General features: G+C 69.1%; 14 protein-coding genes. 7 read left to right on the top strand and 7 right to left on the bottom strand.

From position 1 onward, the window contains the following. Positions 1 to 67 precede the first annotated feature (67 nt). The 5 genes from KNJ79_RS13545 to KNJ79_RS13565 all read right to left on the bottom strand — a co-directional run bounded on the left by KNJ79_RS13545 (position 68) and on the right by KNJ79_RS13565 (position 4,551). Positions 68 to 778, bottom strand: a complete 711-nt coding sequence (locus tag KNJ79_RS13545) for an adenylate cyclase (protein ID WP_089214867.1) — start codon at positions 776 to 778, stop codon at positions 68 to 70. Positions 779 to 842: 64 nt separating this feature from the next. Then, positions 843 to 1,457, bottom strand: a complete 615-nt coding sequence (locus tag KNJ79_RS13550; RefSeq protein WP_317151466.1) for a DUF4230 domain-containing protein — start codon at positions 1,455 to 1,457, stop codon at positions 843 to 845. Next, positions 1,454 to 2,383: an MBL fold metallo-hydrolase gene (locus tag KNJ79_RS13555; protein WP_170935437.1), complete on the bottom strand. Its 930-nt coding sequence runs from the start codon at positions 2,381 to 2,383 to the stop codon at positions 1,454 to 1,456. The genes KNJ79_RS13550 and KNJ79_RS13555 overlap by 4 nt, the downstream gene beginning before the upstream one ends. 135 nt (positions 2,384 to 2,518) lie before the next feature. After that, positions 2,519 to 4,186 carry a M56 family metallopeptidase gene (locus tag KNJ79_RS13560; protein WP_317151467.1) on the bottom strand — a complete coding sequence of 556 codons (1,668 nt, stop codon included), beginning with the start codon at positions 4,184 to 4,186 and terminating at the stop codon, positions 2,519 to 2,521. Beyond that, positions 4,183 to 4,551, bottom strand: coding sequence for a BlaI/MecI/CopY family transcriptional regulator (locus tag KNJ79_RS13565; protein ID WP_089214870.1), 369 nt, complete (start codon positions 4,549 to 4,551; stop codon positions 4,183 to 4,185). The genes KNJ79_RS13560 and KNJ79_RS13565 overlap by 4 nt, the downstream gene beginning before the upstream one ends. Before the next feature lie 509 nt (positions 4,552 to 5,060). Between KNJ79_RS13565 and KNJ79_RS13570 the strand changes: the two genes are divergently transcribed. From KNJ79_RS13570 to KNJ79_RS13590, 5 genes are read left to right on the top strand one after another with little or no spacing between them, the layout of a single operon-like run. After that, positions 5,061 to 6,068: a cation diffusion facilitator family transporter gene (locus tag KNJ79_RS13570; protein WP_089214871.1), complete on the top strand. Its 1,008-nt coding sequence runs from the start codon at positions 5,061 to 5,063 to the stop codon at positions 6,066 to 6,068. A gap of 50 nt (positions 6,069 to 6,118) precedes the next feature. After that, positions 6,119 to 9,664 (top strand): hydantoinase B/oxoprolinase family protein, encoded by a 3,546-nt coding sequence (locus KNJ79_RS13575; protein ID WP_317151468.1) that lies wholly within the window; start codon positions 6,119 to 6,121, stop codon positions 9,662 to 9,664. Next, a complete protein-coding gene (locus tag KNJ79_RS13580; protein ID WP_317151469.1) occupies positions 9,661 to 10,332 on the top strand; it encodes a DUF969 domain-containing protein in 672 nt (223 codons plus the stop codon). The genes KNJ79_RS13575 and KNJ79_RS13580 overlap by 4 nt, the downstream gene beginning before the upstream one ends. Beyond that, positions 10,329 to 11,279, top strand: a complete 951-nt coding sequence (locus KNJ79_RS13585) for a DUF979 domain-containing protein (RefSeq protein ID WP_317151470.1) — start codon at positions 10,329 to 10,331, stop codon at positions 11,277 to 11,279. The genes KNJ79_RS13580 and KNJ79_RS13585 overlap by 4 nt, the downstream gene beginning before the upstream one ends. Next, positions 11,270 to 12,259 (top strand): DUF2891 domain-containing protein, encoded by a 990-nt coding sequence (locus KNJ79_RS13590; protein WP_317151471.1) that lies wholly within the window; start codon positions 11,270 to 11,272, stop codon positions 12,257 to 12,259. The genes KNJ79_RS13585 and KNJ79_RS13590 overlap by 10 nt, the downstream gene beginning before the upstream one ends. A gap of 64 nt (positions 12,260 to 12,323) precedes the next feature. On the opposite strand, the gene KNJ79_RS13595 is transcribed toward KNJ79_RS13590, so the two are convergent. Then, positions 12,324 to 13,034, bottom strand: a complete 711-nt coding sequence (locus KNJ79_RS13595; RefSeq protein WP_317151472.1) for an anti-sigma factor family protein — start codon at positions 13,032 to 13,034, stop codon at positions 12,324 to 12,326. Continuing rightward, positions 13,031 to 13,519: an RNA polymerase sigma factor gene (locus KNJ79_RS13600; protein WP_317151473.1), complete on the bottom strand. Its 489-nt coding sequence runs from the start codon at positions 13,517 to 13,519 to the stop codon at positions 13,031 to 13,033. Before KNJ79_RS13600 ends, KNJ79_RS13595 begins: the two co-directional genes overlap by 4 nt. A 108-nt stretch (positions 13,520 to 13,627) precedes the next feature. On the opposite strand from KNJ79_RS13600, the gene KNJ79_RS13605 reads away from it, so the two are divergent. Beyond that, complete coding sequence (locus KNJ79_RS13605; RefSeq protein WP_317151474.1) at positions 13,628 to 14,899, top strand: S8 family serine peptidase; 1,272 nt, start codon at positions 13,628 to 13,630, stop codon at positions 14,897 to 14,899. Positions 14,900 to 14,994: 95 nt separating this feature from the next. Then, a complete protein-coding gene (locus KNJ79_RS13610) occupies positions 14,995 to 15,936 on the top strand; it encodes a hypothetical protein (protein ID WP_317151475.1) in 942 nt (313 codons plus the stop codon). Positions 15,937 to 16,143: the final 207 nt, after the last annotated feature.

Consider the following 16,143-nt stretch of genomic DNA (forward strand, 5'->3'; position numbering starts at 1 on the left):
TTCCTTATCTGGCCTTTGCCTTGAGCGCCCTCCTACACAGGGGGTCCGGACAGGGCAATTCGGAACCTCAGCCGCCGGCGAGCCTCGCCGCGAGCGCCGCGACGGGGGGCGTCAGCGACAGGCCATAGATGGCGATGCGCGTCGCGATGACAACCCCCGCCACCGCCCGCGTCGCCGGATGGATGCGCCCCAGCGTGCGGCGATCGTAAAGCGCGACGATCCCTACCGCGACCAATTGGCATAGCGCGACGGGGATGTCCGACCAGCCGATCATCAGCGGCAACGGCAGGATGCGCCCGAGCGCGGGTTCGAGGATCACGATCGTCGCGCCGATCATCAGCCGGCGGTGCCAGTCGGTGCGGCGCCGGTTCCGGATCGCGGCGGCGACCATCGCGCCGAAGACCAGCGCTTCGACCGTCGTCAGCGCGAGGAAATAGGGCGGCGTGAAGAAGGGCGGATAGCGATGCAGCACCAGCGACGCGACGCCGGTGAAGATGCCGAGCGCGACGATGAAGGCCGCGAGCGCGGCGGCGATCCAGCCGAGCCGCCGGTGCCGCGCCATGTCATCCCTTATGACGAAGGTCGGCTGCACAACCAGCACGCCCAGCCAGGCGAGCATCGCCAGCCCGTGCAGATGCACCCATGGCGGTGCGCGCAGCGGATCGACGAAACCGCGCGCCGCAAATTGCAGGAAGCCGAAGACGATGAAAACGGCAAGGCCGATCGCCATACGCTGCCAGAACCGTTCCGCGCGCACCGCGCCCGCCACCGTCGCCATGCCCCACCCTCCTGAACCGAGGAGGTGCTGTTTACCCCAGTTCGCGCGCCGCCGGAAGCCGGATTCAGCCGGCGGGCGCGCCCGCAAAACGCGCCGTGACGGTCGCGTCGATTCCGGCGGCCCTCAGCGGCATGGCGAAACTCTGTTCGATGGCATTGCGCGCAGCGCCCTCGGCAAGCCGCATCGGCGTTGCGCCCCTTGCCTGCTTGATCAACTCGGCCTGTGCGGCCTTGCGGTTGGCGGCGTCGAGCACCGCTTCGGCGTCGGTGAGCGTCAGCAGGATTGCGCCGTCGCGAAACTCGCTGATCGCGTCGATGTCAATCTCGGGTCCGGCGAGTCGCAGCGGCGGCAGGGTCACCGTCAGCGATTTGGTCGCCGCGTCCCAGTCGAGGTCCGACGGCTCGAGCTTCGCCAGATCGACCTCGTAACGCACCGTGCCCGGCATGATCAGCGTCTTCTTCGCACTGAGCCCCAGGCGGCTTTGTGTCGAGGTCACCACCGCGACATAGCGCGCGGTGAAGGGGACGAGCACATTCTGCTCCTGCAGCCCCTGCAGGCTCGCCGCCACGACCGTCTGCGGGTCATAGCTTCGCTGCCAGCCATCCCATGCGCGCCAGCCGAGGAACAGCGCGAGCGCAAGGAGCGCGACGACAAGGATGCGAAACGCGCCGCGGGTCATGCGACCAGCCTCCACGCCTCGTCGTCGCGCGCGACGCGGCCGCGCTGTTCGAGATCGAGGAGATGCGCCAGCACCGAGCGGCCCGCAGCGCCGGTCAGGCGCGGGTCGAGCCCCTTGTACATATGCTTGACCATATCGGGGATCATCGCCGTCCCGCGCTCAAGCTCGCGCAAGATCTGCCGCTCGCGCTGCTTGCGATGGCCGAGCATCCCGCGCACGAGCTGGCGCGGCTTGGCGACTGCGGGGCCGTGCGCGGGATAATAGACGCGGTCTTCGCGCTCATGGAGTTTCGAAAGGCTGGCCATATAGGCCGCCATGTCGCCGTCGGGCGGGCTGACGACGCTTGTCGACCAGGCCATGACATGATCGCCGGTAAACAACGCCCCGCTTTCGAGGAGCGCAAAGCAGAGATGGTTCGACGTGTGCCCCGGCGTCGCGACCGCCTCGAGCGTCCAGCCGTCGCCCGCGACGCGATCGCCGTCGGAAAGGATGCGGTCGGGCGCATAGTCGGGGTCGAACGCCGAATCGGCGCGCGGGCCGTCGTCCTTGAGCACCAGCGGCGCGCAGCCGACGATCGGCGCGCCCGTCGCTTCCCTGAGCGGCGCCGCAGCGGGGCTGTGGTCGCGATGTGTATGCGTGCAGAGGATCGCGGTCACGCGCTGCCCCTCGGTCGCGCGCAGGATCGCGTCGACATGGCCCGTGCCATTGGCGTCGGGCGGGTCGCCGATGCTCATGCCCGATCCGGTCGGGCCGGGGTCGATCACCGCGACCTCGGCGCCGGCGCCGACGATCCACGTCTGGGTGCCGGTGAAAGTATAGGGCGATGGATTGGGCGCAAGCACACGGCGCACCAGCGGCTCATGCTGCTCGCACTCGCCGGCGCGGATCGTGTCGGGCCAGGGCTTTTCTTCGGTCACGCGCCTCATGTGGCATCGCCGCCGCCAAAGAAAAAGGGGGGGCGCAACGGAAAAGGGAGCGGGTGAAGTGTCCGCTCCCTTTCCCCGCCCCTGCCGCCGATCCCAACCGGGGACGTGGATCGGCGTCGTAAACCGTCGCGACTCTTAGTGTTTCGTGCGCTCCATATCGGCGATCGCGCGGTCCATGTCGGCGATGACCTTGGCGCGCATTTCGGCCGACAGCTGCGACGACGCCGCGCCGCGCGCAAAGCGATCGCGCGCCTTTTTGAGCGCGTCGATCTGGCCCGAGAAATCGGCCTTGCTGTCGCAGCGGACCATCAACACCTGACTGTGCGAATGGTCCTCGCGATCGACGATCGGCACCGCATTCCCACCGTCGGCACAATGGGCGAACGCCATCGCCTTGCCATCCTTAGCGATCCACGCCGCTTCGGGCGGCATCGGAGGAATCGGCGGCATCGGGGGCAGCGGCGCCAACGCGACGCGGAAGCTCTCGCGGCGCTTCGCCTCCAGCTTGTCGGCGATCGCCTCGGCCTGCGCGCCCGAAATACCCTGTTCGGTCAGGGTGGCGAGAATGTCCGCGCGCGACAGGCGGCCGGAGACGCGAAATTCCATGGGACGAGCGTTGGGTCTGTCCTCGCCGCCTTCGTCGCGGACGACGACGCGCGTCACCTCGCGGCGCTGGTCGCCCGCCGCTTCATCGCCTTCGCGCGTGACGATCATCGTCCTATACACGCCTTCGATGGGTGCGGGCGGCGCGGGGGGAGCGGGCGGCGCGGGAGGTGCCGGAATATCGCTGACTGCGGGAGGGGCCGGCGGCGCCGGAACATCCTGCGCTTGCGCTTTCGCGGTGCCCGCCGGAACGAGCGTCGCAGTCGCGGCGAGCACGCCGAGCGCGGCACCGCCGACGAGCAGGCGCCCGACGAGGCCGCGCGTGGGCGAAATATCCTTCTGCATCAGCATCGTCAGTCTCTCCTGCAAATTGTCGTGCGAGGCCATCGGCGCGGCGAGCGCGAGGCGCGGGCCCACCGCGGTCTTGGCGATCGCGGTCGCATAGCTGGCCGTCCGCGCGCGCCGCTCGCCTGTCGCCGCCGCCATCGTCAGCACGCGCGCGTCGCACGCCGCCTCCTGATCGAAGCGAAAGGCGCGCAGCGCACGCCAGGCAAAGGGATTGAACCATTGCGCCGCGAGCAGCAGCAGCGCCGCGGCATTCGCCCACAGGTCGCCGTGCCGGTGGTGCGACAGCTCGTGGTCGATCGCCAGCGCCCGCTCGTCCGCGGCATAGCGGGCGAAAAAATCGCGCGGCACCGCGATGAAACGGCGCCACAGGCCAAAGGCGACCGGCCCGTCGACCGCATCGGTCATCACCAGCCGGATCGACCCGAACGGATCGAGGTCGGCACCCCCCGCCAGCACCTCCGCCTTGAACCGGCGATGCGCGGCCAGCGCCCGCACCAGCACGAACAGCGTGCCCGCGAGCCAGAGCGCGAAGAGCGGCGGCAAGGCGTCGGCAAACGCCCAGCTCGCGTCCGGCGCGGTCGCCGGGGTTGCAATCGCGTGCGCCGTATCGGCCATTCCGATCAGCACCACATCGGCGGGAACCGCGGGCGCTGCGACGGGCACGGCGGCCGGGTCGCCGAAAGGCAGCGGCGGCAGCACGAGGCGAAGCGCGGGAATCGCCCACAGCGCATAGGTCAGCCCCGGGCCGAAGCGCCGCGCAAAGGGCTTGCGGACGACGAGCACTGCCGCGACGAGCAGTGCGGTCGCGAGCATGGTATCGCCCCACGCCTCGAGCATCAGCGCGGCGCTCACGACTTCAGCCTCTTCAGCAGCGCCTCAATCTCTTCGATATCGGCGTCGGACAGCGCCTCGCGCTCGGCGAGATGCGCGATCAGCGGGCTGACGCGGCCGCCGAACAGGCGGTCGACGAAGCGCTGCGATTCCTCGCCCACAGCCTCGGCGCGGTCGATCGCGGGGCGGTAGAGATAGCGGCGCCCGTCGGCTTCGGCGGTGACCGCGCCCTTTTGCACCAGCCGCGCGATCAGCGTCTTGACCGTCGCCTGGGTCCAGCCGTTCGCGGCGCCGATGCGCGCGGTAAGGTCGGCGGCGGTCTGCGGCGCCTCGTCCCACAGGGCGCGCAGCACCTGCATTTCGGATTCGCTTGCGCGTTCGGCCATGGAACCCCTCCTTCGCCTTCATCCTGCAATACGACTACATGTGTAGTCAATTCCCTGAACGCTGGCTGAATGGCGACAGCAAGGGTCAATGTGTCGGGATTTTTGACAGGCAGAGAGGATGGTAAGAAATCAATAACCATCGAACGGGCCCCGAATGCGTGCGACGCGCCATTTGGCACGCGCCTTGTATGGTGTGATGCGTTCCCGAGTGTTCCGCTCAACTGAGCGGCAGGGGATATCGGTCTGGTCCCTGATATCCCCTGCCCTCACCGGGAAATCCCCACTTACCCCCCGAGGCAAATGGGGGGCGAGCGGCCGAAAGGCCCCGCCCCCCGATGCTGCGTCGCTGCGGAGCCATTTTGCCCGGTCCGCTCTCTACGCGCATGTCTGCCACCTTATCGGGCTGAAGGTCCGCGAGCGCCCGATGAGGCCTTGGGTGTCGGCGAAAATCTGCCTATCGTCATCGGGATACTCGCTACGGCGACGCGGCTGACGGGGAAGGATATTCGATGGGCGGCCATAACCAGGGCCATTCGCATGCAGGGCACAGCCATGCGCCGCGCAGCTTCGGCATGGCATTCGCGGTCGGTATCGGCCTCAATGTGGCGTTCGTGGCAATCGAGGCGGTCTATGGCGTCCTGAGCAATTCGCTGGCGCTGCTCGCCGATGCCGGGCACAATCTGAGCGACGTTTTCGGGCTCGCCATCGCATGGGCGGCGGTCCTCGTCGCGAAAAAGAGACCGACGCCGCGCTTCACTTATGGGCTTCAGGGAAGCACCATCCTCGCCGCGCTGGCCAACGGCGTGTTCCTGATGCTGGCGGCGGGCGCGATCGCGTGGCAGGCGATCCTGCGCTTTTCCGACCCCGAACCCGTCGCCGGCAACACGGTCATGACCGTCGCCGCGATCGGCATCGCGATCAACACCGGCACCGCCTTGATGTTCCTGCGCGGCCGCAAGGGCGACATCAACATCCAGGGCGCCTTCCTGCACATGGCGGCGGATGCGGCGGTGTCCGCAGGCGTGGTGATCGCGGGACTCGCGATCCGCTACACCGGCTGGAACTGGCTCGATCCCGTTACCAGCCTGCTGATCGTGGCGGTGATCGTCTGGAGCACATGGGGCTTGCTTCGCGAAGCCGTCGCCATGTCGCTGGGGGCGGTCCCGTCGGGGATCGACGCCGAGGCGGTCGAGCGCCATCTGGCCGCGATCGAGGGTGTCGATGCGGTCCACGACCTGCATATCTGGGCGATGAGCACGACCGAAACCGCGCTCACCGCGCATCTGGTGGTGCCGATCGAGGGCGACCGCGACATTTTTCTGCATCGCGTTGCGGGCGAGATGCACGATCATTTCGGGATCGGCCACACCACGCTCCAGATCGAGCGCGATGCCGAAGCCTGTGCGCTCGAGCCGATCAACGGCAGCGGCTGTCGACCGCCGGGCCATCGGCACCGGCCGGACGGGCTGTGCGAGCGGGAAGGAAGCGCGCAGGCGCACCGCGGCGCTGGACATTGACGCCGCCGCCAGCCAAATTCGCGCGCCATGCGGGAAAGAGAATAGCGAAAATGAAGGCCTGGCGCTTTGCGGTGGATCGCGGGGGCACGTTCACCGATGTCGTCGCGACGACCCCCGGCGGGCAGTTGGTGACCGAGAAGCTGCTATCCCAAAACCCCGGTTTCTATTCCGATGCGGCCAGCGAGGCGGTGCGGCGGCTGATGGCGCGCCACGGCGCGGGGCCGATCGCCGAGCTTCGCATCGGCACGACGGTGGCGACCAATGCGCTGCTCGAACGCAAGGGCGAACGGCTGGCGCTGGCGATCACGCGCGGCTTCGGCGACGCGCTGCGGATCGGGACACAGGCGCGGCCCGAAATCTTTGCGCGGCATATCGTGCTGCCCGAGCAATTGCCCGCGCGGGTAGTCGAGATCGACGAGCGGGTCGGGGCCGATGGCGCGGTGCTGCGGCCGCTCGACGAGGTGCAGGCGCGGGCCGACCTCGCAGCCTTGCGCGGCGAGGGTTTCGATGCGCTGGCCATCGTCCTGATGCACGGATGGCAGTATCGCGATCATGAGGCCCTGCTTGCCCGGATCGCGCGCGACATCGGCTTCGCGCAGGTCAGCGTGAGCCACGAGGTCGCGCCGCTGATCCGCCTCGTCCCGCGCGGCGACACGACGGTGGTCGACGCCTATCTCTCGCCGGTGCTGCGGCGTTACACCGACCAGCTGCAAGCCAGCCTTCCGCCGAGCGGAACACTACGCTTCATGCAGTCGAACGGCGGCCTGGCCGAAGTCGGCGCGTTTCGCGGCAAGGATGCGATCCTCTCCGGCCCGGCGGGCGGCGTGGTCGGCATGGTCGCGGCGAGCGCCCCGCTGGGCCACCGCAAGCTGATCGGCTTCGACATGGGCGGGACCAGCACCGATGTCGCGCATTATGCCGGAACTTACGAGTTGACCGGCGACAGCGTGGTCGCGGGGGTTCGGATCGCCGCGCCGATGATGCAGATTCACACCGTCGCGGCGGGCGGCGGCTCGATCTGCCGCTTCGACGGCTCGCGTTTCCGGGTCGGGCCGGAGAGCGCGGGCGCCGATCCCGGCCCGGCTTGCTATCGCAAGGGCGGGCCGTTGACCGTGACCGACTGCAATCTGTTCCTCGGCCGGATCGACCCGGCCTTCTTTCCCGGCGTCTTTGGCCCGAACGGCGACGAGCCGCTCGACCCGGCGGCGGCGAAGGCGCGGCTGGCCGAGGTCGCGGCGATGCTGCCCGAACCGAAGTCGCTGCACGAAATCGCCGAGGGCTTTCTGGCGATCGCGGTCGATAATATGGCCAATGCGATCCGCAAGATCAGCGTCGCGCGCGGGCATGACGTGACGACCTATGCGCTCGCCTGTTTCGGCGGCGCGGGCGGGCAACATGCGTGCAGGGTCGCCGATGCGCTGGGGATGGAGACCGTGCTCGTGCATCCGCTGGCGGGGATATTGTCCGCCTATGGCATCGGCCTCGCGCCGGTTAAGGCGATCCACGAGGTCAGCCTCGTACGACCGCTCGGGGAGGACTTCGCCGACGATCTCTCGACGCTCGAAGGTCAGGCGCGGCAAGCGTTGCTCGATCAGGGCATAGCCCCCGAGGCCATCGTCCTCGAAAGCCGCGCGCGCCTGCGCTTTGCGGGCAGCGACAGCGCGCTCGCCGTCGCGTGCGGCGACCGGGCCGAAATGGATGCGACCTTCCGCACGCTCCACCGCCGGCGCTTTGGCTATTCGGACGCCGAGACCGCCATCGTCGTCGAGGCGCTGAGCGTCGAGGCGAGCGGGCATTCGGGCGGCCTCGGCGCCATCGTGCCGCAACCCGTCGCCGCGCTTGGCAAGGCTTCGGGCGATTGGCCGACCATCGAGCGTGCGGCGATGCAATCCGGCGAGACGGTAAGCGGGCCGGCGCTGGTGATCGACCCCGGCTCGACCACCGTGGTCGAGGAGGGCTGGCAGGCGCGGCGCGAGCAGGAAGGGAGCCTGATCCTGACGCGCGCCGCCGCGCTCGTGCGCGACCGCGCGGTCGGCACGAAGGTCGATCCGGTGCGCCTCGAGATATTCAACAATCTGTTCATGGCGATCGCCGAGGAGATGGGGGTCGTGCTCCAGTCGACCGCCACCTCGGTCAACATCAAGGAGCGGCTCGACTTTTCCTGCGCCCTCTTCGACCGCGCCGGCGCGCTGATTGCGAACGCGCCGCACATCCCGGTCCATCTCGGCAGCATGGGCGACAGCATCGCCCGCGTGGTTGAGGCGCGCGGCGCGCGCCGGGACGGGCGCGGTTTCCGGCGCGGCGACGCCTATGTGCTCAACGATCCCTATCGCGGCGGCACGCATTTGCCCGACATCACGGTGATCGTGCCGGTCTTTTATGGCGAGGAAAGCGCCGAGCCCGATGCCTTCGTCGCCGCGCGCGGCCACCACGCCGACATCGGCGGCATCGCGCCGGGGTCGATGCCGCCCGAGAGCCGCACGATCGAGGAAGAGGGCGTGCTGATCGACAATGCCCTGCTCGTCGACGAGGGACGTTTTCAGGAGCGGGCGACGCGCGAATTGCTCGCTGCGGCGGCATTCCCGGCGCGCAACCCCGATCGCAACCTGTCCGACCTGCGCGCCCAGCTCGCCGCCTGCACGCGCGGCGCCGAACTGCTGCAAGGCGCGGCGAAGGAACAGGGCGCCGAGGTGGTCGCGGCCTATATGGACCATGTCCTCGCCAATGCCGAGGAAAGCGTCCGGCGCCTCCTCGACCGGCTCGACGAGGGCAGCTTCGCCTATGAAATGGACAATGGCGCGGCGGTGAAGGTCGCCATCCGGATCGACCGCGCCGCGCGCTCGGCGGTGTTCGACTTCACCGGCACCAGCGGCCAGTTGCCGGACAATTTCAACGCCCCGCGCTCGATCACCCGCGCCGCCGCGCTCTATGTGCTGCGGACGCTGATCGACGATGCGATCCCGATGAACGACGGCTGTCTGCGGCCCGTCGAACTGGTCGTGCCCGAAGGGTCGATGCTGAACCCGAAACCCGGCGCGGCCGTCGTCGCGGGCAATGTCGAAACGAGCCAGGTGGTCACCGACGCGCTGTTCGCCGCCACCGGGCGGCTCGCGCCGAGTCAGGGGACGATGAACAACTTCACCTTCGGCAACGAACGCCATCAATATTATGAGACGATCTGCGGCGGCTCGGGCGCCGGGCCGGACCATGACGGGACCAGCGCCGTGCAGACGCACATGACCAACAGCCGCCTCACCGATCCCGAAATCCTCGAAACCCGCCTGCCCGTGCGGCTCGACCGTTTCGCGATCCGCCGTGCCTCGGGCGGAGCGGGGCGGCACCGCGGCGGCGACGGCGTGGAACGGCGGGTGACATTTCTCGAACCGATGCGCGCCAACATGCTCGCCAATCGCCGCCGGGTCGCACCGCGGGGCATTCGCGGCGGCGGCGACGCGCAGCCGGGGCGCAACTGGATCGAGCGCAGCGACGGGTCGCGCGAGGAATTGGGGGCGACGGGGTCGGCGGACATGCGACCGGGCGACGCCTTCGTGATCCTGACGCCCGGCGGCGGCGGATTTGGCGAGGAAGCCCAATGAACTACTGGCCGCTCCTCGGCATCGCCATCGTCGTCGTCGGCTTTGCGCTGCGGTTCAATCCGCTGCTGGTGGTGGTCGGCGCGGCGGTGGCGACGGGCGTGCTCGCGGGGCTCGATCCGCTTGCTGTGATCGAGGCGCTGGGCAAGGCCTTCAACGACAATCGCTATATATCGGTCACCTGGATCATCCTGCCCGTGATCGGCCTGCTCGAACGCTATGGCCTGCAGCAACGCGCCCGCGCGGTGATCGAGGGGATGCGCGGCGCGACCATGGGCAGGCTGCTGGTCGCCTATCTGGCCTTCCGGCAAATCACATCGGCGCTGGGCATGAAGGACATCGGCGGCCATCCGCAGGCGGTGCGCCCGCTGGTGGCGCCGATGGCCGAGGCGGCGGCGATGAAGACCCACGGCGAGTTGTCGGGCGACGAGCGCGACAAGGTCAAGGCCATGGCCGCGGCGACCGACAATGTCGGCCTGTTTTTCGGCGAAGACATTTTCTTCGCCATTGCCTCGATCCTTCTGATCCAGGGCGTATTCGAGAGCGCGGGCTATCGCCTGACGCCCCTGCAGCTTTCGATCTGGGCGATCCCCACCGGGATCTGCGCCTTCCTGATCCACGGCTCGCGCATTCTCGCCTTCGATCGCAGGCTGGGGAGCGTGTCCCGGTGATCACCTATGAATGGCTCTATGGGCTTGCGGGCGCGGCCTTTACCATCTGGTCGCTGCTGTCGCTGCACGACCGGCGCTGGGGCAATGCCGGCTTCTGGGCGCTGCTCGCCGCGAGCTTCCTGATCGGCAGCCATGTGTCCGACCTCGTCAACGGGCTGCTGGTGCTGGCGATGGTTGCGATCGCCGGGCTCGGCGGGCTGAAACGAAGCGATCCGCCGACCACGGGCGCCGAGGAACGGCAGCGCCTGTCGGCGAGGCTCGGCAACCGGCTTTTCCTTCCCGCGCTGATCGTGCCGCTGACCGCGGTCGCGGGGACCTTGCTCTACAACTACACGCCGCTGGGGCAGACCGGACTGTTCGAGGCGCGGCGCGAGACGCTGATCCTCTTCGGGGTCGGCGTGGTGGTGGCGCTCGGGGTCGCGATGCTATGGCTGCGACCGCCGCTGCTCGCGCCCGCGCAGGAGGGACGGCGGCTGCTCGACTCGATCGGCTGGGCCGCGATTCTGCCGCAGATGCTCGCCGCGCTGGGCGCCGTCTTTGCGCTGGCGGGCGTGGGTGAGATCATCGGCGGACTGGCGAGCGCGGTCATTCCCCAGGGCAGCGTGTTCCTCACCGTCCTCGTCTTTGCGCTCGGCATGGCGCTGTTCACGATGATCATGGGCAATGCCTTCGCCGCCTATCCGGTCATGGTGGCGGCGATCGGCATTCCGCTGCTCGTCCAGCAATATGGGGGCAGGCCGGCGGCGATCGGCGCCGTGGGCATGCTCGCGGGCTTTTGCGGGACGCTGATGACCCCGATGGCGGCGAACTTCAATATCGTGCCCGCGGCGCTGCTCGAGCTCAAGGATCAGAACGGCGTGATCCGCCAGCAGATCGGGACCGCGCTGGCGCTCTGGGTCTGCAATGTCGCGATCATCTATGTGGGAGCCTTTCTGCTGTGGAACTGACCGGGGATCTCGCTCGCCGTTTCGCCAGCGTCGCGCTCGGCCATGTGACGCGGCCCTATCCCTATAAGGACGATCATGTCTTCGAAAGCGACGCGGACGTCCGGCCGCCGCGCGCCGCGCATCCCGTTTTTTTCGGCAGCTTCGACTGGCACAGCTGCGTCCATGGGTGGTGGACGCTGCTGACCTTGCGGCGGCGCTATCCGGACATGCCCGAAGCGGCGCCCATCGAAACGCTCGCGGACGAAAGCTTCACGCCCGCCAAGCTCGCGGTCGAGCTCGCCTATCTCGACCGGGCGACGTCGCGGGGGTTCGAGCGGCCCTATGGCTGGGCCTGGCTCCTCTACCTGCATCGCGAAGCCGAACGGCACACGGACCGCGAATGGGCGGCGCATCTCGGGCCGCTGGCACGGGCCTTTGCGATGCGCCTGCGCGACTATCTGAATATCCTGACCTACCCGATCACCGTCGGCACGCATTTCAACACGGCGTTCGCGCTCGTGCTTGCGCGACGCTGGGCCTGCGGCCGCGATGCGGCGCTGGTGGCGCTGATCGACGCGTGGGCAGAGCAAGCCTTCGGCGATCGCAGCGACTATCGCGGGTGGGAGCCGGGGGGCGACGAATTCCTGTCCCCCGTTCTGACCGCCGCCCTGCTGATGGCCGAGGTCCGTCCGCGGCCCTCTTTCGCGCCCTGGTTCGAAGCGCTGGTGGTGGCCAATGGCTGGCTTGCGCGCGAATGCCGGCCGGTTTTCGTTTCGGACCGCAGCGACGGTAAGATTGCCCATCTCGACGGCCTCAACCTCAGCCGTGCGTGGTGCCTGCGCGCCATCGCCGGGGCGCTTGACGACGAGGGGTTGCAATGGCCGCTGGCGCAGCTTGCGAACGGGCACCTCGAAGCGGCACTGCCGCATGTCGCAGGCGACTATATGGGCGAGCACTGGCTCGCGAGCTTCGCGCTGCTGGCGTTGCTCGTGCCGGAATGAATCGAGCCGAAGAGCAGGCCATCGGGCTACCCGCGTGGCCCGCCGCCGCTGCCGGTTTCCCGGACTATTGCCGGGGCGCTCGCCAGCCGGCGTCGCGCGCCGCGCGTTCCGCGTCGGCGTCGAGCGGACCATCCGCCGTCATCATGGCGGCCGCCGTCGCCGCCAACTCGCCCGAGGACGCCTGGCGATAGGCGCCGCCAGCTTCGCTGCGCGCCGTCCGTTCGAGCTGCCAGCGTCCGTCGTCACGGCACCCTATGCCCGCCAGCGCGCCGCTGTCGAAGCTGCGGCAATAGCGCCCTTCGCGGTCGCGGAAGCTGAGGCCGATGCGAACCTCGGCATTTTGCGGCTGGTTCGAGGCAAGCTGGCTGTCCAGCGCCTTCGCCAGCGCTCCGGATGCAACGAGCCGGCCCTGCTCGGATGCAATGTCGGCGGCAGGCGCCCAGGGCTTGAGGCCGATCGTCAGCCCCAGCGCGAGCGAGGCCGCGATCGCCCCCCAATGGATTGCGGCAAACTGCGATCGCTTTGCCTCGCGCCGTGCGGCAAGGCTGGTGTCGATCTTGCCATCGGCCGCCAGGAGCGCGCGCAGCCGTTCGGGCACGGGCTCTTCGGCAATCGGTGCATAATGTGCGGCCAGCCTGCCCCTGAGCGCCCGATGCCGGGCTATTTCGGCGGCCAGCGCCGGGTCGGCTTCGGCCTCGCGTTCGATCCGGCGCGCGGTTGGACCGTCGAGTTCGCCGTCGACGAACGCCGCCACGGTTGCAGGGTCAAAGGTCATGCCGCCTCTCCCAGTAGATGCATCAGCGTCTCGCGCCCCCGTGCGAGGCGCGACGTCACGGTCCCGATCGGCACGCCCAGTATCTCCGCCGCTTCGCGATAGGCATAACCCTCGACAAGAACCAGCATCACGACCTCGCGCTGCTCGTCGGGCAGACGTGCCATTGCGCTGTCGACATCGCCGCGCATCGTGCCGGCCTCGACCTCGGCCGCGCCGTCGCCCGCGATCTGGACAACGGCATCGTCGATCGGGACATGCGCCCCGCGCCGGCCCGCCGCGCGGCGTTCGTCGATCCAGAGGTTGCGAGTGATGCGATACATCCAGCTATCCAGTTTCGTCCCTCGTTGCCATTGGCCCTGCGACTTCAGCGCACGTTCAACCGCCGCCTGGCACAGATCGTCCGCACTGCCGGCGTCGCGCGCCAGCCCACGGGCAAAGCGGCGCAGGCGCGGCAAAAGCTCGACCAGTTCCTCTTCGAAGCGCATCGTCGCCTTTTCGTCCGTTCGGGGAAGAAACGACAGCCTTTTACCGTTTCTTCCATATCGTGCTAAATTTTTGCGCCGACGGGGAGCGAAGGTCAAACAGGACAGGATATGCGATTACCGACCGCCCTATTGCTCGCCGCAAGCCTGCTGCTGACCGGGCCGGGCGCATCCGCCCAGATCGGATTGCCGTCGGTGCGGCTTCCCGATCCGACGCAGACATTGCCGCCGCTCCCCTCGATCGGTGCCGAGCCATTGGCGACGGTGGACGATATGCTGGCCGGCTTGCGGCTCGACCGGATCGCTACCTTGCTGCGCCAGAATCCGGACCGCGTCGAACTCGACGAGCGCGGCGAGCCGGCGGTGCGCGCTGTTCTGATCGCAAGCGGCATCGACGACGCGATGGTGTCGCGCGCGGCCGGTGAGGGTTTCGCGCTTCTCCACCGCGAGCATATCGAAGGCCTTGGCCTCGACCTCGCACGCTTTCGCGTGCCCGACGGACGCAGCCTTGGCCGCGCGCGCAAGCAGCTCGCGAAGCTGCTTCCGGACGCCGAGGTCGATGTCGACAATCTCTATTTTGCAAGCGGAGGCAACGCCGCCGCCGGCCATGCGCCGCTATCGGCGGCGCTGGCGGCCACGAGCGGCGCCGGGACGGCGGCGCTTGGCCTGATCGACGGCGGCGTCGCGGCGCATCCCTCGGTCGCCGGGCGGGTCGAACAGCGCGGCTTCGCAACCGGCGCCCCTGCGCCGAGCCGTCACGGCACCGCCGTCGCATCGCTGCTGATCGGCGAAGGCAGTGTGCGCGGATCGGCGCCGGGGGCACGGCTGCTGGCCGCCGACGTCTATGGCGTCGATCCTGTGGGCGGCAGCGCCAGTGCGATCGCCCGCGCACTCGGCTGGCTTGTGCAGAATGGCGTTGCGGTCACGACGATCAGTCTCGTCGGCCCCGACAACAAATTGCTCGCCATCGCCGTCACCCGCGCCCAGCAGCGCGGGATGCTGATCGTCGCGGCGGTCGGCAACGACGGCCCCGCCGCGCCGCCCGCCTACCCCGCCTCCTATCGGGGCGTATTCGCAGTCACCGGCGTCGATACGAAGGGACGCGCGCTACCCGAGGCCGGCCGGGCCCTGCATGTCGATTTTGCCGCACCCGGCGAGGCCGTGCTCGCCGCGACCGGGGTGGCCGGGACCGACAGGATGCGCGGAACCTCCTTTGCCGCGCCGCTCGTCGCGGGGCGGTTGGCGCGACGCTACCCCGCGCCCGCGGTCGACCGCATCGGCCCGGCCATCGCGGGACTGGTTCTGGAAGCCCGCGACATCGGCAAAAGGGGTCGCGATAAAATTTATGGCCACGGCCTGATTTGCGGAACGTGCGGCCGCTGACCATCACCCACAATCGGTCCGGAAGAAATTCCCGGCCACCATCGTTCTCTCCTCAGGCCCATCCCCTCGCGGCCGCAAATTCAGGAGTAGGACAAATGGCAAATCATATTTTCACCTCGACCATGGTGCTCGCGGCGTCGGCTCTGGCCTTCTCGGCTCCGGCCTCGGCGCAGCTGCTCGGCGGCGGAGGCGGACTCACCGGCGGGCTCGGCGGCACCTTGGGCGGCACGCTCGGCCACCCGGCCGGTCCCATCGGCGGCACGCTGGGCTCCGCGGGCGAACTTGCGGGGTCGGGACGCGGCGAAGCCCATGTCGACCGCCGCGCGGGCCGCGTGCAAGGCCGGGGAAGCGGCGACGCGAGCGGCAGCGGATCGGCCGTTGGCGGCAGCGACCTGATCGGCAACGCGATCGGCGGCAGCGCTGAAGGTTCAGGACGTGCCCAAGGCGGCGGCAGTCTCGATGCGCAACTCATCGGTACCGACCATGTCCGCCAGGCGGGCAGCAGCGCGGCCGGGACCGCGAAGGGCGCCGCCTCGACCGCGACCGGAACCGCCAGCGGCGCCCTTGGCGGCGTTCGCGACCAGGCGGGCGGCGCGCCTTCAGGCGCGGCGGGCGCTGCGAACGGCGCCGGATCGGCGGCTGGCAACTTCGAAGGCAGCCTCGGCGGGCTCGCCGCCGCCGGCACCGGCGCGGCGAACGGGGCCGGCATGTTCGCGGTCGAACCAGGCATGGCGGTCACCGACGCGCGCGGCAAGGTGATCGGCCATGTGCAAGCCGTCCGCCAGGCCGGCCGCGGCCTTGTGCAATCCGTCACCGTCAAGGCCGGCGATCGCTTCGCGACGCTTCCCGCGACCAGCTTCACGGGATCCGGCGATGTCCTCGTCACCGGCATGACCAGGGGCGAGCTCAGGAAGACCGCCAAACAGCAGGAAGAGGCATCGGCCGAACCCCGGCCGCAGCGTAAGGGCCAGCCGGCGCCCGAATCCGCCGCGGCGCGCGGCAACGCCGCCGAACGCCGCGGCGCGCACGCCGACTGACCATTGGAAATCCGGAAAGGATAATGCGCCGGCCTTCGCGCCGGCGCATATTTTTGCCGTCGCGGCAAGCGGAGAGAAAACCGGATGACGGGCGAAGATGACGCATTTTCGAGCCGATCGCCGGGAAAGCCGATGCGCCCGCGTCCTGCGCCGCTTGCAGCGCCTCCCCGCTCGCGGAGTTGGGGAGCGGCGGCAAACCCGCTATGA

The sequence above is a fragment of the Sphingopyxis indica genome (assembly GCF_032879645.1).
In the GTDB taxonomy this organism is placed as follows: Bacteria; Pseudomonadota; Alphaproteobacteria; order Sphingomonadales; family Sphingomonadaceae; genus Sphingopyxis; species Sphingopyxis indica.